Source organism: Arthrobacter sp. H-02-3 (assembly GCF_003097355.1).
In the GTDB taxonomy this organism is placed as follows: Bacteria; Actinomycetota; Actinomycetes; order Actinomycetales; family Micrococcaceae; genus Arthrobacter; species Arthrobacter humicola.
The window spans coordinates 195,980-218,101 of sequence record NZ_PYUI01000002.1 but is presented as its reverse complement, the minus strand read 5'-3'; the positions used below and the strand labels follow the sequence as shown (position 1 = coordinate 218,101).

The 22,122-nt window shown below is 69.2% G+C and carries 22 protein-coding genes; 4 read left to right on the top strand and 18 right to left on the bottom strand.

The features are described from left to right. Positions 1–25: 25 nt before the first annotated feature. The 5 genes from C9424_RS03410 to C9424_RS03390 form a co-directional block, all read right to left on the bottom strand. A complete protein-coding gene (locus C9424_RS03410; RefSeq protein ID WP_237563268.1) occupies positions 26–829 on the bottom strand; it encodes a glycosyltransferase in 804 nt (267 codons plus the stop codon). Further along, positions 826–2,349: a bifunctional PIG-L family deacetylase/class I SAM-dependent methyltransferase gene (locus tag C9424_RS03405; RefSeq protein ID WP_116765518.1), complete on the bottom strand. Its 1,524-nt coding sequence runs from the start codon at positions 2,347–2,349 to the stop codon at positions 826–828. Before C9424_RS03405 ends, C9424_RS03410 begins: the two co-directional genes overlap by 4 nt. After that, entirely contained in the window at positions 2,343–3,464 is a 1,122-nt protein-coding gene (locus C9424_RS03400; RefSeq protein WP_116765651.1) for an acyl-CoA dehydrogenase family protein, read from the bottom strand. Before C9424_RS03400 ends, C9424_RS03405 begins: the two co-directional genes overlap by 7 nt. A 273-nt stretch (positions 3,465–3,737) precedes the next feature. Continuing rightward, a complete protein-coding gene (locus C9424_RS03395; RefSeq protein ID WP_116765517.1) occupies positions 3,738–4,415 on the bottom strand; it encodes an O-methyltransferase in 678 nt (225 codons plus the stop codon). Positions 4,416–4,447: 32 nt separating this feature from the next. Next, positions 4,448–4,789, bottom strand: coding sequence for a thiamine-binding protein (locus tag C9424_RS03390; protein ID WP_116765516.1), 342 nt, complete (start codon positions 4,787–4,789; stop codon positions 4,448–4,450). A 173-nt stretch (positions 4,790–4,962) separates the two neighbouring features. On the opposite strand from C9424_RS03390, the gene C9424_RS03385 reads away from it, so the two are divergent. From C9424_RS03385 to C9424_RS03375, 3 genes are read left to right on the top strand one after another with little or no spacing between them, the layout of a single operon-like run. Beyond that, complete coding sequence (locus C9424_RS03385; protein ID WP_116765515.1) at positions 4,963–5,595, top strand: TetR/AcrR family transcriptional regulator; 633 nt, start codon at positions 4,963–4,965, stop codon at positions 5,593–5,595. Between the two features lie 32 nt (positions 5,596–5,627). After that, entirely contained in the window at positions 5,628–6,044 is a 417-nt protein-coding gene (locus C9424_RS03380) for a YkvA family protein (RefSeq protein ID WP_116765514.1), read from the top strand. A 41-nt stretch (positions 6,045–6,085) separates the two neighbouring features. Next, positions 6,086–7,015: an NADP-dependent oxidoreductase gene (locus C9424_RS03375; protein WP_116765513.1), complete on the top strand. Its 930-nt coding sequence runs from the start codon at positions 6,086–6,088 to the stop codon at positions 7,013–7,015. Between the two features lie 41 nt (positions 7,016–7,056). Here the strand turns inward: C9424_RS03375 and C9424_RS03370 are convergent, their stop codons facing one another. The 6 genes from C9424_RS03370 to C9424_RS03345 all read right to left on the bottom strand — a co-directional run bounded on the left by C9424_RS03370 (position 7,057) and on the right by C9424_RS03345 (position 10,670). Further along, positions 7,057–7,785, bottom strand: a complete 729-nt coding sequence (locus C9424_RS03370; RefSeq protein ID WP_116765512.1) for a GAF and ANTAR domain-containing protein — start codon at positions 7,783–7,785, stop codon at positions 7,057–7,059. After that, positions 7,785–7,976, bottom strand: a complete 192-nt coding sequence (locus C9424_RS21610; RefSeq protein ID WP_091250248.1) for a hypothetical protein — start codon at positions 7,974–7,976, stop codon at positions 7,785–7,787. Before C9424_RS21610 ends, C9424_RS03370 begins: the two co-directional genes overlap by 1 nt. Before the next feature lie 191 nt (positions 7,977–8,167). After that, complete coding sequence (locus C9424_RS03360; RefSeq protein WP_091250245.1) at positions 8,168–8,479, bottom strand: AzlD domain-containing protein; 312 nt, start codon at positions 8,477–8,479, stop codon at positions 8,168–8,170. After that, the gene (locus C9424_RS03355) at positions 8,476–9,297 is read right to left on the bottom strand and encodes an AzlC family ABC transporter permease (protein WP_116765511.1); all 822 of its coding nucleotides are present in this window, start codon (positions 9,295–9,297) and stop codon (positions 8,476–8,478) included. The genes C9424_RS03360 and C9424_RS03355 overlap by 4 nt, the downstream gene beginning before the upstream one ends. Next, positions 9,258–9,704 (bottom strand): DoxX family protein, encoded by a 447-nt coding sequence (locus C9424_RS03350; RefSeq protein WP_116765510.1) that lies wholly within the window; start codon positions 9,702–9,704, stop codon positions 9,258–9,260. The genes C9424_RS03355 and C9424_RS03350 overlap by 40 nt, the downstream gene beginning before the upstream one ends. Positions 9,705–9,770: 66 nt before the next feature. Continuing rightward, positions 9,771–10,670 (bottom strand): glycerophosphodiester phosphodiesterase, encoded by a 900-nt coding sequence (locus tag C9424_RS03345; protein ID WP_116765509.1) that lies wholly within the window; start codon positions 10,668–10,670, stop codon positions 9,771–9,773. 50 nt (positions 10,671–10,720) lie between these two features. Here C9424_RS03345 and C9424_RS03340 point away from each other — a divergent pair, with 50 nt between their 5' ends. Then, positions 10,721–12,058: a DUF445 domain-containing protein gene (locus tag C9424_RS03340; protein WP_116765508.1), complete on the top strand. Its 1,338-nt coding sequence runs from the start codon at positions 10,721–10,723 to the stop codon at positions 12,056–12,058. A 65-nt stretch (positions 12,059–12,123) separates the two neighbouring features. On the opposite strand, the gene C9424_RS03335 is transcribed toward C9424_RS03340, so the two are convergent. The 7 genes from C9424_RS03335 to C9424_RS03305 all read right to left on the bottom strand — a co-directional run bounded on the left by C9424_RS03335 (position 12,124) and on the right by C9424_RS03305 (position 22,099). Continuing rightward, complete coding sequence (locus C9424_RS03335; RefSeq protein WP_116765507.1) at positions 12,124–13,347, bottom strand: MFS transporter; 1,224 nt, start codon at positions 13,345–13,347, stop codon at positions 12,124–12,126. Between the two features lie 81 nt (positions 13,348–13,428). Then, the gene (gene narI, locus C9424_RS03330) at positions 13,429–14,271 is read right to left on the bottom strand and encodes a respiratory nitrate reductase subunit gamma (protein ID WP_116765506.1); all 843 of its coding nucleotides are present in this window, start codon (positions 14,269–14,271) and stop codon (positions 13,429–13,431) included. A gap of 1 nt (position 14,272) precedes the next feature. Then, positions 14,273–14,893, bottom strand: a complete 621-nt coding sequence (gene narJ / locus C9424_RS03325; protein ID WP_116765505.1) for a nitrate reductase molybdenum cofactor assembly chaperone — start codon at positions 14,891–14,893, stop codon at positions 14,273–14,275. Continuing rightward, positions 14,890–16,605: a nitrate reductase subunit beta gene (narH, locus tag C9424_RS03320; RefSeq protein ID WP_116765504.1), complete on the bottom strand. Its 1,716-nt coding sequence runs from the start codon at positions 16,603–16,605 to the stop codon at positions 14,890–14,892. The genes narJ and narH overlap by 4 nt, the downstream gene beginning before the upstream one ends. Continuing rightward, positions 16,605–20,315: a nitrate reductase subunit alpha gene (locus C9424_RS03315; protein WP_116765503.1), complete on the bottom strand. Its 3,711-nt coding sequence runs from the start codon at positions 20,313–20,315 to the stop codon at positions 16,605–16,607. The genes narH and C9424_RS03315 overlap by 1 nt, the downstream gene beginning before the upstream one ends. Before the next feature lie 159 nt (positions 20,316–20,474). Next, positions 20,475–21,224 carry a LamB/YcsF family protein gene (locus C9424_RS03310; protein WP_116765502.1) on the bottom strand — a complete coding sequence of 250 codons (750 nt, stop codon included), beginning with the start codon at positions 21,222–21,224 and terminating at the stop codon, positions 20,475–20,477. Continuing rightward, positions 21,215–22,099, bottom strand: a complete 885-nt coding sequence (locus C9424_RS03305) for a hypothetical protein (protein ID WP_116765501.1) — start codon at positions 22,097–22,099, stop codon at positions 21,215–21,217. The genes C9424_RS03310 and C9424_RS03305 overlap by 10 nt, the downstream gene beginning before the upstream one ends. Between the last annotated feature and the right edge of the window lie 23 nt (positions 22,100–22,122).

The following is a 22,122-nucleotide window of genomic DNA, read 5'->3' as shown; positions in this document are numbered from 1 at the left end:
AACGGGTCCCGGGGTCGGTGACTCGTCAGCCGGCTGGTGGCGGCGGCACCCGGTCCAGACTCCGCAGGTAGGTGCCAAAGCCGTGCGGTGCCCGGGCGTGGGTCCGGCCGGAGGTCACCACCCGGTTGCTGTCCGTCGCCGTGACCGTGAAAGCGCGGCTGCGAAGGCCGTGGACGAGGGCCCGGTCCTCTTCGGATGTGATCCGTGCGAACCCTCCGGCGGCCAGATAGGCGGATGCCCGGACGCCGAAATTCGCACCGTAAATGTGGGGATGGTCCTCGTGGAACGGGTGGCGTTCCCGCCACCGCCGGAGCAACTCAGGGTCCATTCCGGCCGGGTCCGGCTCCACGGACCCCAGTACGGCATCGGCGCCTGCCTCGGCGAACTCAAGCTGGCGGACCAGCCAGTTCTCCGGCACCCTGGAATCGGCGTCGGTGTTGGCCAGCCAGGTCCGGCCGGCCCAAGCCGGCGGCGTCCAGCGCTGCCCCGGCGGCCGTCGCCGGGGCATTCCGATGCCCGACGCCCGGGCTCCTGCGGCCCGGCTGGCACCGGCGCTGCGGTAGCTGACCTCAAGGGCACCGATGCGCCGGTCTGCACCAACAAAACCGGCCACGGTGGCGGCGGATCCGTCCGTGCAGCTGTCCAGCACCACCGTCAATCGGACGTCGACGTCGGGCCGGACCCTGTGCAGGGCGTCCGCGGACTGTTGAAAGGCCCGCAGCGCGTCCTCCAGGTGCTCTTCCTCGTTGTGCGCGGGCATGACGACGGCAACCCGTTCGATGCCGTACCCGCGCGCCAGCGGCAATGCCAGTGCTGCCACCCCGGTCACCGTCCCCGTTCGCGGGCGCCGCGGTCCGGCACGGTGTCCGGCGCAAGAAGCACCTCGAGGACAAAGTCGCGTTCCCGGTAGATCCCGCCGCCGGCCCAGCCCAGCTGGCGCCGGGCCGCGGCGTGGACTGAGTCGCCGTCCAGTTCCCAGCCGGAAACGGGGTGCCGCCAGTGGCACAGCACCAGGGTCCCGCCGGGCCGGAGCGCGTCCTGGATCCGGTTGAGCAGCGCGCCGAGCTCTGCCGGCGAGAGGTAGTACCCCACCTCTGAGACCACGATCAGGTCAAACGATCCGTCGGGCCACTCGTCAGGGACTGTCAGGTGGCGCGTCTGTGCCGCGGGCAGGTGGGCGAGCCGCCGGGCGGCGTGGTCCAGGGCGGTGCTGCTGGCGTCAACGGCCAGGAAACTTCCGCACCGCGGCGCGAGCTCCACGCTCAGCGTTCCAATCGAGCAGCCGATCTCCAACCCGGCCGCGTAGCTGCTCGCGGGCAGCGCGGCAAGCGTCAGGGCACGCTTGCGGTGCTCGTACCAGCTCGAGGTGTACTGCCAGGGATCCTCCTCCCGGGCGTGGACGGCATCGAAGAGTCGCTCTGCGTCGTGCGCGGCGTAGGGGTGCGGGGACCCGCCGTCGGACGGGGCATCCCTGGACGGGACAACTCTGGACGGGACATGCCCGAACGGGGCACTCGCCGGGTACCAGGCGAACGTCTCCCATGGCCGCTCAAAGTGCGCCAGAAAAGCCGCCGGCAGGAGCACCTCGTCGCCCGGCAGCCCGGAAAGCGGCTGGACCTGGGATCTGTGCGCCGCCATGGCGGCGGCCTTGGCCTGTTGCTCGGCCGAGGTCAGCGGCAGCCGGAACCAGCCGCGCCACGCCGCAGCGGCGGAGCCAGCGGAGGATGCAGGATCAGCCGGGTCGCCGGTGGAGACGGGAGCGTCTGGTGCGGCCCACAGCCAGTACCAGATGGGGTATTCGAGAAGAGCGCAGCCCTCCGCGGCGCTGAAGTCGGCGGCTACGGATCCGAGGACGTCGTGGTCGGTGTGGCCGTCCGAGCGGTAGGGCGCTACAAGAACCACGTCGCCGGCGGCGGCCCCGCACGCGGTTGACACCTCGCTGACCGCCTCGTGGACTGCGGCGCGGATCTGCTCCCGGTGTTCGGCGAGTTTGCCGTCGGGCAGGCCCAGGCACTGCCATTCCCGGCCGCCAAGCAGCTGTGTCATGGCGCCGCCGAACTCCTGCAGCCGGACCGCTGCCAGCTGCTCCGGAGTCGTCGTCGGCGAACCCGGGTGCGAGGCCTCCCCTGCCGTGCACAACAGCACCCGGACGGCGGCGCCGACGGCGTGCAGCCGGGCAAGCAGCCCGCCGGCCCCGAGCGTCTCGTCGTCGGGGTGGGCGGCCAGGACAATGAACGCCCGGCCGGCGAGCTCCCCATGATCCAGTGGCAGCTCCGGCAGCTCCGCCGCACCGCCGGTAGCCCATACTGCCTCGCTGGTCCCGGGGTCGTCATGGGTGAAGCTCACCATGGGGCGTTTCCGTTCAGTGAGAGGGCGCCCAGCTGTGCGTCGTCGCGCATGGCGTGGTGCTGGCGGATGTACAGGGCCAGGTCCGCCATCCGTTTTCCGTAGCTCTCATCGAAGGCGAGCGGGGCCGGCCCCAGATTCTGGCTCACGAGCGTCTGGATGCGTTCGACGGCGGCGGCCGCGGTTCCCCGCACCCGCAGGGCCTCGCGCCATGCGCCGGCGTCGGAGAGTTCCCCCGCGTCGATCCGGGCGGCGGTCTGCGCCAGGTACCCGGTCAGGGCGGCCAGGGTCCGGTCAATCTCGCCAAGGTGCGCCAGGGCAATCTGGTCCGGTTCCCGTCCGCCGTCGGCAGCTTTCTGTAGGGATGCGGTGAAGCTGCGGGCCACCGCGACGGCGCCGCCCAGCCAGCAGGCGGCCACGCCCATGCCGCCCCAGGCGAAGCCGGGGCGCTCGTAGTACCAGCCGGTTCCTCCCAGAGGCACGGCCGGGACACCATCGAAGTGCACCGTGCCGCTGGGGATTTCCCGCAGGCCCCGGCTGGTCCACTCAGGATCGGCGAAGCTCACACCCTCGGCGTGGAGGTCGACGGCGAACGCGGCGCGGCCGCCTCCGACGTGAGCGGTCAGCACCGCATGGTCAAGTTGTGCGGCCAGCGAGCACCAGGGCTTGGAGCCGTGGAGCCGGAAGCATCCGTCGGCCTCAGTTGCCTCCAGCCGGAGTCCCGGGGCTTCGGCCGCGAACACGCCCCAGGCGCCCTCAAAGCCGATCCCGTTGAAGTCCGGGCAGTCCCGGCCCTCCCCCGCGGCCGCGCCCGCTGCCTGCCGCAGAATCGCGGCGGCGTCCAGGTGCGGTTCCAGGACCCGGCCTGCGGCGACGTCGACGGCGGTCACGGAGGCCAGAATCTCCCACAGGAACGCGGTCCGGCCCTCCCCTGGCTTTGGCGCCGTCTCCGCTGCTGCTTTGGCGAGGTCCAGCAGGGCCGGGACATCGCCGACGGCGGCCTGCGCACCGGTCAGCAAAGGGCCGATCGCGTGCAGGTCCGGGTCAGCGGAACTGATCCTGACCGGGCTGAACGTGGCGGGACTTGTCCTGGAGGGGCCTGTCGTGGCGGGGCCCATCATGACAGGACGGGTCCTGGCGGGGAGGGGCTGGTGGGGGGGGTCGGGGTCCCGTTCATTTCGGCTGCCTGTTTTCCTTCGGGCTGTGCGATTGTGGGAGGTGAACGTCCGGGCTGCGTATTTCCAGTCCTTCGCGTCAGCGGCTGCCCGCCGGGCCGCCGCCAAGCAATCTAAGCATACTTAGCACTTGGTGTTGGGTGCCCCGGCCACGCCACGGCAGCCTCTTGCCCGGCAGTTTCTCGCACGGCGAGCATCTCGCACGGCCGGCCCTACCTAGCGGACGATCGCGAGGGCGAACCCGTCCCAGCCCTTCGAACCGACGGTCTGCATGACGGTCCCGTCCAGCCGAGCGTCGTCGCCGAGCATCTGCAGCGCACTGATGATTCCCGGGGCGTTCACCGTGTCCATGGACGCGTCGAGCACGGCGCCTTCCCACACGACGTTGTCCATCACGATGGTGGTGCCGGGCCTCCCGAGCCGGATGGCCCAGTCCAGGTAGTGGGGGTTGTTTTCCTTGTCGGCGTCGATAAACACGAAGTCGAAGGGTGGCCCGGCCTCGCTCTCCAGCGCGTGCAGGGTGTCCAGCGCCGCCCCGATCCGGATGTCCACCTTGTGGCCCAGGCCGGCGTTGTCGATGTTGGCGCGCGCGATACGGGCGTGCTTGGGGAGGTACTCGCAGGTGACCAGGCGGCCGTCGGCTGGCAGTCCCTGGGCCATCCAGATGGTGCTGAAGCCGGCCAGCGTGCCGATCTCCAGGACTCGCCGTGCGCCGGAGAGCTGGACCAGCAGCTTCAGGAGTTTGCCGGCGTTGGGTGCCACTTCGATAGGCGGCATGCCCGCCTCGAGGGCGCTGGTCACGGCGCGCTGAAGCGCACTGTCCGGGCGGACCACGACGTCGGCGAGGAAGTTCTCCACGGCAACCCAGCCGAGGGCGGGCTGATGCTCGATCATGCCCCCAGTGTCCCAGCCGGCCCGCCCCGGCGCTACAGTTCCTGGCCTACTGGACCCTGCCCGCCGATGGCGTTTTCCAGCCGCTCGACCTTCCCGGTCAGCTCGCCGCTGTACCCGGGCCGGATGTCCGCCTTGAGGACCAGCGAAACGCGGGAGCCGTAAGCGCCCACGGCGTCGGTGGCCCGTTTGACGACGTCCATGACCTCGTCCCACTCGCCCTCGATCTCGGTGAACATGGAACTCGTCCGGTTGGGCAGCCCGGACTCCCGGACGATCCGCACGGCAGCAGCGACGGCGTCGTGGACCGAGGCGTCACCGGACGCCTGGCCGCTGGCGGGGTCGCCGGAGGGTGCTACGGAGAATGCGACGAGCATGTGATGGGTCCCTTCACTCGGTCCGGACAGCCGGGGGAATTTTCGGGCTGCCCGGACCAGTCTTTCACGCGCTTCCGTCACCGGGGCGCGCGGATTTGGGGCGGAACTCGTCACATAACGCACTACCCGGCGGTAACCGCTTCGCTCGCCGCGCGCATTGCTAACCTAGGCAAATGAACCGGGCAGTAGACCGCAGGCCGCTTCGCGCCGACGCCGCGCGCAACGTGGACAAAATTATCTCCGCGGCCCGGCAATGCTTCCGCGAGCACGGGCCCGAAGTGCCGCTGCAGACCATCGCCGTCACGGCCGGGGTGGGGCCGGCCACCCTCTTCCGGAACTTTGCGGATAAGGAAGAACTGGTGCTCGCGGCCCTGAACCGGCAGCTCCGGCTCCAGGTCGATCCTGCCATCGACCAGGCCCTGGCCGATCCGGACGCCGCCGCCGGACTTTTCCGGGTCATCGATGCCACCATGCGGGTTGCCAGCGAGGAAGCCAACCTCCTGGGCGCCGTCGCAGGCCGGCGCGGGCTGCTGACCGGGATCACCGGGGGCCTGATCGAATCCATCGCCGTGCTCCTGGGCCGAGGGCAGGGCCAGGGCACCCTACGCAGCGATATTTCCATGACGGACATGATCCGGCTGCTGGCCATGTTGATCGGCGTCGTGGACACGATGGAGCCAGGATCCGACGCGTGGCGGCGTCCCGTGGCGCTGGTCGAGGACGCCATCCGCACGGAGCGGCCGGACCGGGCGCTCCCGCCCCAGGCTCCGCTGCCGGGCACCGCGTTCGACGCCATTCTTGGCTAGCGAAGCATCCCTGGCTAGGTAAGCTCTTGCCTATGGGATGGGAAACCCTCGCCGGGGTCATCGGCGGCGTGCTGGTGATCTACGGGATCCTGTTGCTGCTGCTGTGGGCCTATGCCCGCCGGCACCCCGAGACCGTCACCATGAAGGACGCCCTGCGGCTGCTGCCGGACCTGCTGCGGCTCATCCGACGTCTGCTGGCCGACCGCTCGGTGGCGGTCGGGGTCCGGGTTCGGCTGGCTCTCCTGCTCATCTACCTTGCCTCCCCCATCGATCTCGTTCCGGATTTCATACCGGTGATCGGATACGCGGACGACGTCGTGATCGTGGCACTCGTGCTGCGCTCGGTGGTGGCCCGCGCCGGCGCCGGCGCCGTCCGGCGCCACTGGCCCGGCACCCCGGAAGGCCTGGCCGTCATGCTGCGGCTCGCCGGACTCGGGACGGCCGCCTGACCACCGGAATACCATCGCGCGGGAAGTGGTTGTCGTACATCATGAAAGCGATGACATACAGCCAGTACGGAAACCCGGACGTCCTTGAACTGACGGAACAGCCCCTGCCGAAAGTGGGGCCCGGAATGGTCCTGGTGAAGGTCAAGGCGGCGTCCGTGAACCCGGTCGACTGGAAGATCATGGCGGGCTACCTCGACTCGATGATGGACCTTCAGTTCCCGGCCATTCCAGGCTGGGACGTGGCCGGGGTCGTCGAGTCCGTGGGCATCGACGCCCCGGAGTTCCGGCCCGGCGATGAAGTCATCTCCTACGGCCGCAAGGACTTCGTCCACGGCGGCAGCTTCGCCGAGTACATTGCGTTGCCGGAGCGGCTCCTGGCCCGGAAACCGGAATCCCTGGACTGGGACGAGTCGGCAGGGCTTCCGCTCGCCGGGCTGACTGCCTACCAGGTCCTGACCCGGCTGGGCGTCAAGGCCGCAGACACTGTCCTGATCCACGGCGGCGCCGGCGGCGTGGGCTCGCTGGGAATCCAGATCGCGGCGGCGCTCGGCGCCCGCGTGATTGCGACCGCCTCCGAAAAGAACCATGATTTCCTCCGTGCCCTCGGCGCGGAACCGGTCACCTATGGAGAGGGCCTGGCGGACCGTGTCCGGGCGCTGGCGCCCGGCGGCGCCGACGTCGTTGCCGACTTCGTGGGCGACAACCTTGACACCACCCTGGCGGTCCTCGCCGAGGGCGGACGGCATGCCTCCATCGCGGACAGCGCGGTGGAGCAGCACGGTGGCACGTGGATGTGGGTGAATCCCGTCGGGGCCGACCTGGAGCGCCTGGCGCGGCTGGTGGACGAACGCCGGCTCAAGGTCGAGGTGGCCCGGACGTTCCCGCTGGATCAGGCCGCCGAAGCGTTCCGGCTCAACATGGAGGGCCACACCCGGGGGAAGATCATCGTGAAAGTCGACGACGCCGGCTGACCCGCCGGCGGGCACGCCCCCGCTGTTTGGTGCTGCCGCCTTCAGGCCCGGGTGCCGAAGTCGGTGGAGTAGGGTCCGGACTCAAACCGGCGAAGGATCTCCTCAGCCACGAGCCGGAGCTTGACGTTGCGGTTGTTCGAGACCTTGCTGAGCAGGGTGAAGGCCTCGGCCTGCGAGCACCGGCTCTGGGCCATGAGGATGCCGGATGCAAGGTTGATGGTGGTGCGCGACTTCATGGCCTGGAGCAGATCGGCGTTCATGTCCTGGACGGTTCCCAGGCGCACGGCCAGGCGCATGGACTTCCCGGCGGTGGCGGCAAACGCCTCGCAACTGGCGGCCGCCCCATCGTCGAAGGCGTCCGGGTCGGCGGCGAGATACGTCAGGGCGGCCGCGGCGCCCTGGTCCAGGGCCACCGGCACGCTGAGGACGCTATGGATCCCCCACCGGGCCGCCGTCCGCCGGTAGCGGTCCAGCCTCGGCTCCGTCGGGGCGCCGGCCAACAGGGCTGCCCGGCCGGTCTCCAGGACATCCAGGGCCGGCCCCGCCGCGCGCTCCTGGAGCTGCTCCAGTGCCAGCGCCGCGGGATCGCTGCCGGCCAGGACGGCCGGCTGCCGGTCGCGGACAAGTCGGACCGAACTGACCATCCGGCAGCCTGCCACGGATTCACCAAACTCGGCAATTGCGCCGGACAATTCCTGCAGGAACTCGTCGATGCTGGCATTTTCAAGCACCAGATCCTGGAGGTGCTCGGACAGCCGGGCGCCCGGCACTATTCCTCGACCGGTTTTTCTTTGGCCTCGAGAAGGTGGTGCTGCAGCTTCTCTTCGGCTTCCCGGCGACGTCGCGCCATCTCTCGCAGTTCCCTGGTGGATTCAGCCCCTGCGGAAACAAACGGCTCGTGCTGCTTGGAGTGCTGATCTTTGCGTGGCTCCGCAGCCTCCGGGTCGTCATGTTCACTCATGTTCGAATGGTCCCACGCGATACCGGCAGCAAGTAGGGACTAAAGACCATTCCCGCCCCACCCCGCGTCACGTAGGCAAATTCGCGTCAACGGGTTCGCCCGGGCAGACGCAGGCCGGTCCTTGGCACAGCCCAGCGTCCCCGCCAAGCGTCCCCGCCGAGCGTCCCCGCCGAGGGGTGCCGCCGAAGGAGTCAGTCCCAGCCCAGCAGCCGCAGGCCGGCGGCCGCGGCGGCGCCGGCGATCACCACCACCAGGAACGGTGCCCGGAACCACAACGCAACGGCCGCCGCTGCCAGTGCGCCCAGCCGGGCGTCCAGGGCGAGTGACTGGCCGGAGGCGACGGCGTTGACCACCGTCAGGGATGCCAGCAGCCCGATCGTCATGGTCCCGGCGATCCTGGACATCCGCGGATTGCGGAGCAGGCTGGCCGGCACCAGGTAGCCGAGCAGCTTCCAGGCATACGCCAGCAGGCAGGAGAGGATCAGCCACATCCAGAGGTTCATGCGTTCTCTCCAGGGCGGTCTTCAGGGCGGCCGCCGGAGTGCTCTCCGGAGTGGCCGCTGTGGTGGTGCGTGTGGTGTTCGGCGTAGGGGTCGACGTCGGGCTCGAGGCCTTCGTCGCTGCGGCCATGGCTGAACCAGCCGATTCCGGCCGCCACGACGGCGGCGACGAGGATCGGCACGCCCGGGGGCACGAAAGGCACGGCAAGCACGGTGGCCAGCGCGCAGACCACGGCGATGGCCACCGGTTCCCTGCCTTTGAGCCGCGGCCAAAGCAGGCCCAGGAAGGCTGCCACGGCGGCGCCGTCGAGTCCCCATTGTTTGGGGTCCCCGAGCGCACCGCCGGCCAGCGCGCCGAGGGCCGTGAACAGGTTCCAGAGCACGAACACGCCGATCCCGGCGGTCCAGAATCCGCGCTTCTGCTCTGCCGGGTCCGTTTGTCCCGTGCTGGTGGCGGTCGACTCGTCGATGGTCAGTTGGGCCGCGGCGAACCTGCGCCACCCGCGCGGCTGCAGCAGGGCGTTGATCTGCATCCCGTAGATACCGTTGCGCATGCCCAGCAGCGTCGCGGCGCTCATGGCCGCGACGCCGGACCCGCCGCCGGCTACCACGCCGATGAAGGCGAACTGCGAGCCGCCGCTGAACAGCAGCAGGCTCAACGCCATGGTCTGCCAGAAATCAAGGCCGGAAGTGACAGAGAGCGCGCCGAAGGAAACGCCGTAGAGGCCGGTGGCAATGCTGATCGACAGGCCGATCCGTACTGCCGGTGACTGCAGGATTTTCACCGCCGCCGGTCCCGCCGCGTCAGGGTCCAGGCCCATGCGATCAGGGGCGCTTGAAGCGGGAGGCGCACGGTGTGCAGCCGGCGCCGGCCCGGCGTGCCGTCCGGGCCGTAGGCCTTCCGCAGGGCGTCGACGTGGCCGGCCAGGAACGCGGCGAACATCGCCGTCACTCCGACGGCGGCGGCCGGCCGCGTGGCCGGGATCAGGAGCCCGACGGCGGCAGCTGCTTCCAGCAGGCCGCTCGCCGCCACCCATTCCTCACGTGAAAGTACCGCCAGCGGGCCGTTCGACTGCCCTCCGGAATCGTCACGGCACAGCATGTCCGGGACCACCGGGTGGAAGAACTCGGGTTCACGGAAGTGCTTGGCGGCACTGGCGAGCAGCAGCGCGCTCATCGCCGCCGCGGACAGCGTCTGGGAGGCCCGGCCGGACCAGCGAAATGGCATGCAACCACTCAACCACAGCGGCCACGCCGGCCGTAATCCGCCGGGGATCCGCGACACTCCGGGCGATTACCGGAGGGGCTGGCTGTCCGCCATGAGTTGGGACAGGACCCGGGCCGGACAGTTCGTGGTGATCTCGTGGATCCCGAGTTCCCTGCACAGCTTGACCTCGTCCTCGGCGTCGACGGTCCACACCCGGAACTTTCGTCCCGAGCCGAGCCAGCGCTGCACGGTGCCGGGGTGCGCACGGACGTACCCGATGCCAGGGCCGGCAATGCCGGTCTCGGCCGCGTCCAGGATCCGTTCGGCTTCGGCTTGTGCGGCCTTCATGACATTGGCCAGGGCCCCGCCGGTCAGTGCACCCAGGCCCAGTTCCTCACGGATGTCTGCCACGTTGACGTCGTCCACAAGCTGGCACACGGCCCCCGCCGGCGCCGACTCAAGCAGGTGCTTGACGGCGTCGGGGCTGAAGCTCATGAAGGAAATTCTGATGTTGTCCAGCATCGATGTTTCCGGATCCCAGCCCTCGTCCCTCAGGAGTTCCAGGACCCGGTCCTCGAGTCCGAGATGGTAGGGGCTGGGGTGCTTGAACTCAATCGCCAAGCCGATCCCGCGCCCCGCAGCGCGCAGGATTTCAAGCAAGTCCGGCAGGGTCAGGAACTGCTCGGACTTGGCACCATAGGCTTCCGGGATGCGTGCCCCCTTCCAGGAGGAGAAGTCCAGAAGCCGGAGCTCTTCCAGGGTCCGGTCCGCGACCTGCCCGGTGCCGTCCGAGGTACGGTCCAGGGTGGCATCGTGCAACAGCACGGCGTGCTGGTCCCGGGTCAGGTGGACGTCGCACTCCACGCCGTCGGCGCCGTCGGCGATTGCCTGCAGGTACGCGGCCCGGGTGTGCTCAGCGAAGGCTTCGCTGGAGCCCCGGTGGGCATAGACCAGAGGACGGGCGGAGGCGGACACGTCAGTCGTCATGGTGCCACGTTAGCGGACGGCCGGCTCCCCGGCGGGGCTAGGCTGGGCTCATGCAGGTGAATACTGAGCCAACTTCCCTGACCGGTGCCGCGGGACTTCCGGGCGGCGTGCAGCCGAACGGCCCCGCCGGACGGCGTCCCGCTGCGTCCAGTGACGCCGACAAGGCCGCGGCGCTGCGCCGGATGAAGCTCCTGGCGCTCTCGCTCCTGATCGTCATGGCTGTGATCTTCGTCGTCGCGTTCGCCCTGCAGAAGTACTATCCATGGCTCGAATACGTCCGCGCCGCGGCCGAGGGCGGCATGGTGGGGGCCCTGGCCGACTGGTTCGCCGTCACGGCCCTGTTCAAATACCCCATGGGAATCAAGATCCCGCATACCGCGATTATCCCTCGTCGCAAGGACCAGATCGGCGCCTCGCTGGGCGACTTCGTGGAGACCAATTTCCTCTCCGAGCAGGTGGTCCAGGAGAAGCTGGCGTCCGCGGACATTGCCCGCAAGGCCGGCGCCTGGCTGTCCAGCCCGGGCGGCCCGGACCGGGTCGCCAAGGAGGGTGCCGCCGTGATCCGCGGCGCGTTCAAGGTCCTCAACGACGACGACGTCCAGGCCGTGATCGAGGCCATGGTCCGCAAGCACCTGCTTACCCCGCCGTGGGGGCCGCCGGTGGGCCGGCTCGCTGAGCGGGTCTTCGACGACGGGCACCACCACGCCCTGGTCGATCTGCTCGTGGACCGCGCCGTGGACTGGGTCCGGGACAACCAGGAGACGGTCAACAGGCTGGTCACCGACCGTTCCCCGACCTGGGTGCCGTCGTTCGTGGACGGGCTGGTAGGCGACAAAGTGTACGTGGAGATCCTCAAGTTCACCCGCGCCGTGCAGTCCGATCCGCAGCACCAGGTGCGCCTGTCGATCGACAAATACCTCAAGGAACTCGCGCAGGACCTGCAGCACGATCCCGTCATGATCGCCCGGGCCGAGGGCATCAAGGCCCAGGTGCTCGGCGACCCCGAGGTCCGGGAGCTCGCCTCCCGCACCTGGGACACCATCAAGACGGCGCTGCTCACCGCCGTCGATGATCCGCACAGCGAACTGACCATCAAGTTCAAGGCGGCCGTCCATGACTTCGGCACCCGGCTGGTGGTCGATCCCGAGCTCGCCGGCAAGGTGAACGCCTGGATCGGCGACGCCGCGGCCTACCTGGTGAAGACCTACCGCTCGGACATCGCCGGCGTCATCACGGACACCGTGGCCCGCTGGGACGCCGAGGAAACCTCCCAGAAGATTGAGCTGCAGGTGGGCAAGGACCTGCAGTTCATCCGCATCAACGGCACGGTGGTGGGTGCCCTGGCCGGGCTGGCCATCTTCACCGTGGCGACCCTGCTGTTCGGCTAGCAAGCGCCTCTGCTGGCACCCCCGGGCGTCGGTTCCGGCGCGCATGCCCCGGCCCGCGGTTCAGGCTAGGCGGGCGCGACCTTCACCTTGGTCCGGCCCTGCATGGCGAAGATCGTGAAGACCAGCGCCGCGAGCGCTGTGGCCACGAGCAGCAACAGACCGATCGAGTAGCTGTGCGTTGCGGCGTCGTACGTGGCACCCATGATCAGCGGCGGGAAGTAGCCGCCCAGGCCGCCGGCCGCGCTGACCACACCGCTGATGCTGCCGACTTTGCCCTGCGGCGCGAGCACGCCCACCCAGGCGAACACCCCGCCCGTGCCCAGGCCCAGCGCCGCAGCCATGGCGACAAACGTCAGGCCGGCGGGGACGTCGCCGTCGGGCTGCAGGTTCACCACCCAGGCAAGCACGGCGACGCCGGCGAGCGCGACGATCACCACAGGCTTAGGGCCGACCTTGTCGGCCAGCACCCCGCCCACGGGCCTCGCCAGCACGGCGGCGAGCGCAAACCCCGCGGTGCGGGCGCCGGCCGCGCTGGGATCGAAGGCGTAGACATCCCGCAGGTACGTGGGCAGATACGTGGCGAAGGAAACGAAACCCCCGAACAGGACGGCGTAGAGGAAGCACAACTTCCAGGTGACCAGGGTCTTCGCGGCGTCGAGCAGCTTGGGCACCACCGGTGCGTTGCTGCGGGTCCAGCCCGGTGCCTCCTTCAGCCGGAACCAGATGATGACGGCCATGACCGCGAGGATCGCGGCGATCAGCAGGTGGGTGGGAACGTAGCCGATTCCGGCGACCAGCCGCGGGTTCAGGAAGGCCGCCAGGGCCGTTCCGCCCATGCCCGCACCGAAGACGCCGGTGGCGAAACCCCGCCGGGCGGGCTCGTACCAGGCGCTGACGAAGGGGATCCCGACGGCGAAGACAGTTCCGGCGACCCCCAGCAGCACGCCGGCACCCAGCACCAGCGCGAACGAGTCGAGGCTGCCGCCGACGGCCACGAGCAGGATCGGGACGATGGAGGCCAGCAGGACAAAGGTGAACATGGCGCGCCCGCCGTACTTGTCCGTCAGGGCACCGACGACGATCCGCCCGAGCGAGCCGACGAAGACGGGCATGGCCACGAGCACTCCCGTGGCGGCCGGGTTGAGGTGCAGGTGCTGGGTGTAGAACGCGCTCAGCGTGGCGATGGAGTTCCAGGCCCAGAAGCACACCACCGAGGTCGAGGTAGCCAGCGCCAGATTGAGCGCCCGGCCCGCTGGGGCGGTGACGGACGGGGACACTGCTCCGGCCACGGTGGCCTCCTTTTCAGATCAGCAACGCAAGTGGGCAATGCAGGTCAGGGACGCAGTTCGACAGGACAGCCGTGCGCCGGTTCACCGGTTCTTGGTGTCCCGGTCCCGGGTTCCGACGGCGGACCAGCCCCGCCGCGTGGCGACGGTGGAGCTGCGGGCGCCAGCGGTGCCGGCTGTCCCTTTGGCTCCGGCCCCTCCGGTGTCCCGGTCCCGCGAACGGTAGACGATGTAGGGGCGGAAGAGGTAGTGGAACGGCGCCGTGAAAGCGTGGACCAGGCGGGTGAACGGCCAGATCACGAACAGCGCCATGCCCACGAGGGTGTGCAGGTGGAAGGAAAAGGGCGCGGCGGCCATGGCCCCGACGTCGGGCTGGAAGACGAACAGGGAGCGGAACCATGGAGCCACGGTCTCGCGGTAGTTGTGCCCGTGCTCGCCCTCGAAGACGCCCGCCAGGGTGGTCCACAGCCCGAACACAATGGCCGCGGTGAGCACCAGATACATGGTTTTGTCGTTGTTGGTGGTGGCCATGAAGACGGGCCCGGTGGTCCGGCGGCGGTAGATCAGCAGGAGGATCCCGCCCAGGGTTCCCACTCCGGCGATCCCGCCGACCAGCAGGGCGTTGAAATGGTAGAACTCCTGGCTCATCCCGGCCGCCTGGGTCCATGCCATCGGGATGACCAGGCCGAAGAAGTGCCCGGCGATCACGGCGAGCAGGCCAAAATGGAACAGCGGAGAGGCGATCCGCAGCAGCCTGGACTCGTAGAGCTGGGAGGACCTGGTGGTCCAGCCGAACTGGTCGTACTTGTAGCGCCAGATAAGGCCGCCCACCAGCACCACGACCATGACGTAGGGCAGTACGCCCCAGAGCACGATGTCAAGTGCGGTGTTGTCCTGTGCAGTACTGTCCCCTGCGAGGATTTCCATCTCAGGCCCCCTTCACGGGCAGCAGGCGCGGATCATACGGGTCCAGGCCCACCGCTTCGGTCGGCGGCCCGTAGCCGGCCATCCGCATCACGGCCTGCTCATCCGCGGGCGACTTCCCGGGCAGCGTGGCGCAGACGGCCTGCAGGATCCGGGCGTGCGGAAGCTCGTCCCGGAGCAGCCCGAACCGGAGCATCTCCAGGCTTGCCCGGAAGCGGGTCAGCAATTCGCGTCCGGCCCCGAGGTCCACCAGGGCGGCGTATTCGAGGACCATCGGCAGGTAGTCGGGCAGTTCCCCGTGGGTGTCCACCAGGACGTCACTTTGCCGGTAGGTCTTCTTGAAGTTGCCCAGCACTTCGCCGCGGCGCCGGGTGTCCCCGTCGGTCCAGTAGGACAGGTGCAGGGCGTGCCGCTTGCCGAGGTCGAACTCGCGCACGTAGTGGGCCTGGCTTTCCATCGGCGGGGTGGATTCCAGCCGGTCCAGGACCTCGGCGAAGTCCGCCACGGCGCCGGGAAATTCGGCGAGCGCGGCACGCATCAGCGGCACCCTCCCGATCAATTCCTCGTCCGGGTAGGACAGGCACCACGCCGCGGCGAGGTATACGACCTGCTGGCGGCGGCTCATGGTTGCTCCCCCGGCGGAGGGGCCGCCGCGGAGCCGGGAGGCCCCTCCGCCGGCGGGCTGGGCTTTTCCGGAAAGAGCCCGGAGGGTGCTCCGGTGCCGTCCCAGTTGAGCAGGTTCACCCTGCCGCGCAGGGTGGTTTCGCCGGGCGCGGAGCCGGAGGTCTGCCGGTCGCGGAGGGCGTTGAAGGTTTCCACCGCCACCGGGACGGGCCTGCCGCTGGCTTCGCCGAACGGGGCGGAATCCTGCATGCCGGGGCCTCCCTCGAAATCGAGCGAGCAGCCCATCTCCTCGAGGTCGTGCGCCTGCTCGACGTGGGCCTTCGGGATGACATATCGCTCCTCATATTTGGCGATGGCCATCAGCCGGTACATCTCGTACATGGTCTGGCTGTCCATCCCCACGGCTTCGGGGATGGAGTCGTCGGGGTCATTGCCGAGGCTGATGCCGCGCATGAAGGAGCGCATCGCCGCAAGCTTTTTCAGCACCGCGGTGACCCGGTCGGCGTCGCCGGCGGTGAAGAGCTCGGCGAGGTATTCCACCGGGATGCGCAGGGCGTCGATGGCGCCGAAGAGGTTGCCGGCGTCCTCGCCGTCGTGCCCCTGGTCCCGCAGCAGGTCCACCACGGGTGAGAGCGGCGGCACGTACCAGACCATCGGCATGGTCCGGTATTCCGGGTGCAGCGGCAGCGCCACCTTGTAGACCTTGGCCAGTGCGTAGACCGGCGAGCGCCGGGCGGCGTCGATCCAATCCTCCGGGATGCCCTGGGCCCGGGCCTCGGCCCGGACTGCGGGGTCATCCGGGTCCAGCAGCACGTCCATCTGCGCGTCGTACAGTTCCCGGGGGTCGGTGACCGAGGCCGCCGCGGTGACCGCGTCGGCGTCGTACAGGAAAAGCCCCAGATACCGCAACCGGCCCACGCAGGTTTCCGAGCAGACGGTCGGCAGCCCCACCTCCACCCGCGGGTAGCAGAACGTGCACTTCTCGGCCTTGCCGGTCTTGTGGTTGAAATAGATCTTCTTATAGGGGCAGCCCGTGACGCATTGGCGCCAGCCGCGGCATTTGTCCTGGTCCACCAGGACAATCCCGTCCTCGACCCGCTTGTAGATCGCGCCGGAGGGGCAGGAGGCCATGCAGGACGGGTTCAGGCAGTGCTCGCAGATCCGCGGCAGGTAGAACATGAAGGTCTGTTCGTAGGCGAACTTGATCTTGTCTTCGGAGTCCCGGCGGACTTTCTCCACGATCGGGTCCAGGTGGCCGTTCTCCGGGGAACCGCCCAGGTCATCATCCCAGTTCGCGGACCAGGTGATCTTGGTGTCCTCACCGGTGATCAGGGACTTGGGCCGGGCCACGGGGAAGTCGTCGCCCAGGGGCGCGTCCACAAGGGTCTTGTAGTCGTAGGTCCACGGTTCGTAGTAGTCCTTGAGCTCGGGCTGGACCGGGCTGGCGAAGATCCCGAAGAGCTTCTTGACCCGGCCGCCGGCCTTGAGGACCAGCTTGCCGTGCTTGTTCAGCACCCAGCCGCCGCGCCACTTCTCCTGGTCCTCGTAGCGGCGCGGATACCCCTGGCCGGGCCGGGTTTCCACGTTGTTGAACCAGACGTATTCGGTGCCCGCACGGTTGGTCCAGGCCTGCTTGCAGGTCACGGAGCAGGTGTGGCAGCCGATGCATTTGTCCAGGTTCATGACCATGCCCATTTGAGCCATGACTCGCATCAGTACTGCACCTCCTGGGAACGACGGCGGACGGTGGCCACCATGTCGCGCTGGTTTCCGGTGGGACCAAGGTAGTTGAACGCGTAGGCGAGCTGGGCGTAGCCGCCGATCAGGTGCGAGGGCTTGACCAGCAACCGGGTCACCGAATTGTGGATGCCGCCGCGCCGTCCGGTGGCCTCGGATTTGGGCACGTCGATGGTGCGTTCCTGCGCGTGGTGCACATAGACCACGCCCGCCGGCATCCGGTGGCTGACGATGGCCCGGGCCACCAGGACGCCGTTGATGTTCAGGCACTCCACCCAGTCGTTGTCCTTGACCTCGATGGCCGCCGCGTCGGCCGGGCTCATCCAGACGGTCGGGCCGCCTCGGGAAAGCGAGAGCATCAGCAGGTTGTCCTGGTATTCAGAGTGGATGGACCACTTGGAGTGCGGGGTCAGGTAGCGGACCACGACCTCCAGTTTCCCGTCCCGGCCGAGTTTGGGCTCGCCGAAGAGCCGGTGCATGTCCAGCGGCGGCCGGTAGATCGGCAGGGCCTCGCCGATGTCGATCATCCAGTCGTGGTCTAGGAAGAAATGCATGCGCCCGGTCAGGGTGTGCCACGGCTTGAGCCGCTCCACGTTGATGGTGAAGGGGGCGTAGCGCCGGCCGCCGGTCTCGGAGCCGGACCATTCCGGCGAGGTGATCACCGGAACCGGGCCGGCCTGGGTCTGGGAGAAGGTGATGAACTTTTCCTCGGAGCCCTCGGACAGGTCCGCCAGTTTCCGGCCCGTGCGGACTTCCAGGTCCTTGAAGCCCTGCACGGACAGCGCCCCGTTGGTGGTGCCGGAGAAGGCCAGGATGGCCTCGGCCATTTTCGCGTCGGTGTCGATCGCGGGGCGGCCGTCCGCCGCGCCGCCGAGCATCACCCCGTTGGAGCGGCTGAGCCGGTCCAGCGGACCGGCGAGTTTGTAGGTGACATTCTTGACCGTGAAGCCGAGTTTGTCGGCCAGCGGCCCGACGGCGGCGAGCTTGTCCGCGATGGCGGTGTAGTCCCGTTCCACTACGGAAAAAACGGGCATGTTCTGCCCCGGGACCGCGGGGATGGACGTGTCCCGCCAGTCCCGCACGATGCCGCCGGGCTGGGCGAGCTGGCCGGGGGTGTCGTGCTGCAGCGGCACGCTCACCAGGTCCCGGCGGATGCCCAGGTGGGTTTTGGCCTGCCGGGAGAACTCCCGGGCCAGCAGGTGGAAGGCGTCGAAGTCCGTTTTGGTCTCCCACGGCGGGTCGATCGCGGGGGTGAAGGCATGCACGAAGGGGTGCATGTCGGTGGAGGACAGATCGTGTTTCTCGTACCAGGTGGCGGCCGGGAACACAACGTCGGACAGCAGCGTGGTGGAGGTCATCCGGAAGTCCGCTGAAACCAGGAGGTCCAGTTTCCCTTCCGGCGCCTGCTCGTGCCATTTCACGTCCCGCGGTTTGAGCCCCTCGGCGTGGTCGTTGCCCAGGACGTTGTTGTGGGTACCCAGCAGGTTCCGCAGGAAGTACTCGTTGCCCTTGGCCGAGGAGCCGAACAGGTTGGAGCGCCACAGCACGAGGGTCCGGGGCCAGTTTTCCGGGGCGTCGACGTCCTCGATCGCAGGGTTGAGGGTGCGGTTTTTCAGGGCGTCGGCGATGTAGCCCGGGGTGTCCTTCGCCGTTCCGGCGGCGACGGCAGCCTCCGCCTCGTCCGCCACGTCCAGCGGGTTCCGGTCGAACTGCGGGTAGAACGGCATCCAGCCGAGCCGGGCGGACTGCGCCAGGGCGTCCGCGGTGTGCATCCCGTCCAACGCGCCGGTGGAGAGTGGGGATTTCAGCGCGTCCGCGGAGTAGCCGTCCTGCCGCCACTGGTCCGTGTGCATGTACCAGTACCCGGTGCCGATCATGGTCCGCGGCGGCCGGGCCCAGTCCAGCGCGTTCGCCAGCGACACCCATCCGGTGGCGGGGCGCGTCTTTTCCTGGCCGACGTAGTGCGCCCAGCCGCCGCCGTTGCGGCCCATGCAACCTGTCAGCATCACGAGGGCCAGGACCGCCCGGTAGGTGGCGTCGCCGTGGAACCACTGGCAGATCCCGGCGCCCATGATGATCATGGACCGGCCCTTGGACTGCTCGGCATTCCGGGCGAACTCCCGCGCCACCCGGATGCACGCCTGCGCCGGGACGGAGGTGATCTCCTCCTGCCAGGCCGGGGTGTACGGCGTCGCGGCGTCGTCATAGCCGGCGGCCCACGCCCCCGGAAGCCCGTCGCGGCCCACCCCGTACTGGGCCAGCATGAGATCAAACACGGTGGTGACCAGCTGGCCCTCCACCTCCAGGACGGGCACCCCACGCCGGAGCACGCTGCCGGTGCCGTCCGCCGCCTCGAAGCACGGCAGCAGGATCTCGGCGCTCGCCCCGGAGACCTCGCGCAGCGACAGCGCCGGTTCGATCCCTTCGAGGTCCAGGTTCCATTTGCCCTCGCCGCTGCCGGAATAGCGGAACCCCATGGAGCCGTTGGGCACCGCAGGGCGCCCGGCCTTCTTGTCGAACAGCACGGTGCGGAAGGCCGCGTCCTCCGCCCCGGCTTCGGCCGGGAGGTCGCGGGCGGTGAGGAACTTGGACGGGGTGAGGGAGCCGTCGTCGCGCCGTTCGAGCCGGACCAGGAACGGCAGGTCGGTGTACTGGCGGACGTAGTCGGAAAAGAACGGCACGTCGCGGTCGACGAAGAATTCCTTGAGCATGACGTGCCCCATGGCCATCGCCAGCGCCGCGTCCGTTCCGGCCTGGGCTGGGAGCCACTCATCGGCGAACTTCGTGCTGTCCGCATAGTCCGGACTGACCGTCACCACCTTGGTGCCGCGGTACCGGACCTCGGCCATCCAGTGCGCGTCGGGGGTGCGGGTCACGGGGACGTTGGAGCCCCACATCATGAGGTACCGCGCGTCCCACCAGTCCCCGGATTCCGGGACGTCGGTCTGGTCCCCGAACACCTGGGGGCTGGCCACGGGGAGGTCGGCGTACCAGTCGTAGAAGGACGTCATCACCCCGCCGATCAGCTGGATGAAACGGGTCCCGACGGCGTGCGAGACCATGGACATCGCCGGGATGGGCGAGAAACCGGCACAGCGGTCCGGGCCGTAGGCCTTGATGGTGTTCACGTGCGCGGCGGCGGCGATTTCGATCGCTTCCTGCCAGGAGACGCGGACCAGGCCGCCCTTGCCGCGCGCCTGCTGGTAGCGGCGGCGCCGTTCGGGGTCACCCACGACGTCGGCAAAGGCCAGCACCGGGTCCCCCAGCCGGGCCTTGGCCTCGCGGTACATCTCCACGAGGACACCCCGGGCATAGGGGAACCGCACGCGTGTGGGCGAGTAGGTGTACCAGGAGAAGGCGGCCCCGCGCGGGCAGCCCCGCGGCTCATATTCCGGGCTGTCCGGGCCCACGGAGGGGTAGTCGGTCTGCTGCGATTCCCACGTGATGATGCCGTCCTTGACGTACACCTTCCACGAGCAGGAGCCGGTGCAGTTCACCCCGTGGGTGGACCGGACCACCTTGTCGTGGCTCCAGCGGTCCCGGTAGAAGATGTCGCCCTTGCGGCCGCCCTCCCGGAACACCGCCCTGCCGTCGTCGGTCTGGTCCCATTTCGTGAAGAATCGGCCCAGCTTCAACATTGCATCCGAGGCGGGTCCGTCCAACCCCGCGGAGCCTCCGGCAGTCATGCCCTCAAGCTAGGGTGCAGCATCTGGCCCGGATAGGGCCTTAGGACACTGGGCCGCACCGCCAGAGCGGTGTCGGGCCGGAGCTGCCCGGTCTGCGCCGCAGGTCAGGGAACGTTGTGGGAGGCGTCCCGCTCAGGCTCGCTGTTCAGGGCTTGCTGTTCAGGCGAAACTCTCTAGTTCGACGCCGGCCGCCTGCAGCGCCGCACGCACCGCGGTGGCCGCGGCCAGGGATCCCGGCGTGTCGCCGTGCAGGCACAGCGAGTCCGGCGCCAACCGGAGCACGGTGCCGTCCACGGCCTCGACTTCGCCCGTCGTGGCCAGGCGCACCGCCCGCTCGGCGATCCGGCCGGCGTCGTCCAGCACGGCACCGTCCTGTGAGCGCGGCACCAGGGTGCCGTCCGGGAGGTAGGCGCGGTCGGCGAAGGCTTCGGAGAACACGGGGTGGCCGGCTTCCTTGGCGATGCCGAGCAGCGCGGAGCCCGGGAAGCCGAGAACGGGCAGTCCGGGATCATAGGCCTGGATGGCGGCGATCACGGCGGACGACTGTTCGGCGTCGCGCACGGTGCGGTCATACAGCGCCCCGTGCATCTTGACGTAGTCCACCGAGGCGCCGACCGCGTGCGCCACGCCGTCGAGGGCGCCGAGCTGGTACAGCACGGCACCGAAGAGATCATCGAAGGTCATGTCCAGGGCGCGGAGGCCGAACCCGGCCAGGTCCGGGTACCCGATGTGGGCCCCCACCCGGACGTCGAGCTCGTACGCGGCCCGGCAGGTGTCCAGCATGGTCACGGGGTCGCCGGCGTGCATGCCGCAGGCCACGCTGGCGCTCGTGACAAGCGGGAACATGGCGGCGTCGTCACCCATGGTCCAGGTCCCGAAGGAGTCTCCCAGGTCAGCGTTCAGATCCAAAACGTGCCGCCATCCTTCGTTGAAGCCTTCTCTGAGACGTTCCGGGCGCCGCTGGCCTGCGGCGTGTCCCGGTAATCGTCCGGCGCGTCGTACAGCGCGGCCGGCCCGGAAGTTTGCGCCAGGGCCCGCAGTTCTCCCGGAATCGTGTCCGGTATGGGACCGAACGCTTCCTTGGCGTTGGCGACGACCGCGCGGGCCATCAGCCGGTTGCCGACGCCGCCCACGACGGCGCCGACGCCGAAGGGCAGGGCGCGGCCCAACCAGGCCGTGCCCTGCTTTTTCAGCAGGGAGCGCAGGAACATCGTCTGGATCCGCTCGCGCACGGTGCCGAAGCCGGCGAGGGGAACGCGGCGGGTGAAGGCGGCGGTCCAGGCCTGGGACGGGCCCTTGCCCCGGCCGGCTGCCTGTCCGCTCAGCGAGCTCAGCAGCTCGGTGCCTTCCTCGCCCAGCATGATCGCCATGACGAGCGTGCTCGCCCGGTCCGGATCCACCATCCGCACGCCGTGCAGTTCGGCCAGCGCCGTGGAGTACAGGGCGGTGGCCTCCAGGAAGCCGACGGCCGCGGCGGCCGAGAGTCCCAGTGCTGCCGCGGTGCCGACGCCCGGGATCACAGCCGCTCCGCCGACCAGCGCCCCGCCACCGGTGACGGCCAGCAGGTAATCGCGCTCCAGGATCGCGGCGAGCTGCGCCGACGAGGCCTGCGGGTGCCTGCGCTGGAGCCTGCGGATATTGGCCAGCACCAGCGGGCGCTGGACTTCAACAGCGCGCAGGAGCACATTGTGAAGGCCGGGCCGGGGCTGGCCGGCGGCGTCGAACATCGCGCTGTGGGCTGTTTCCTGGGCAATCTTCATTGCCGGGTTGCTGCGCTTGGCCATGATCGCCTCTCGTCGGAACCGTA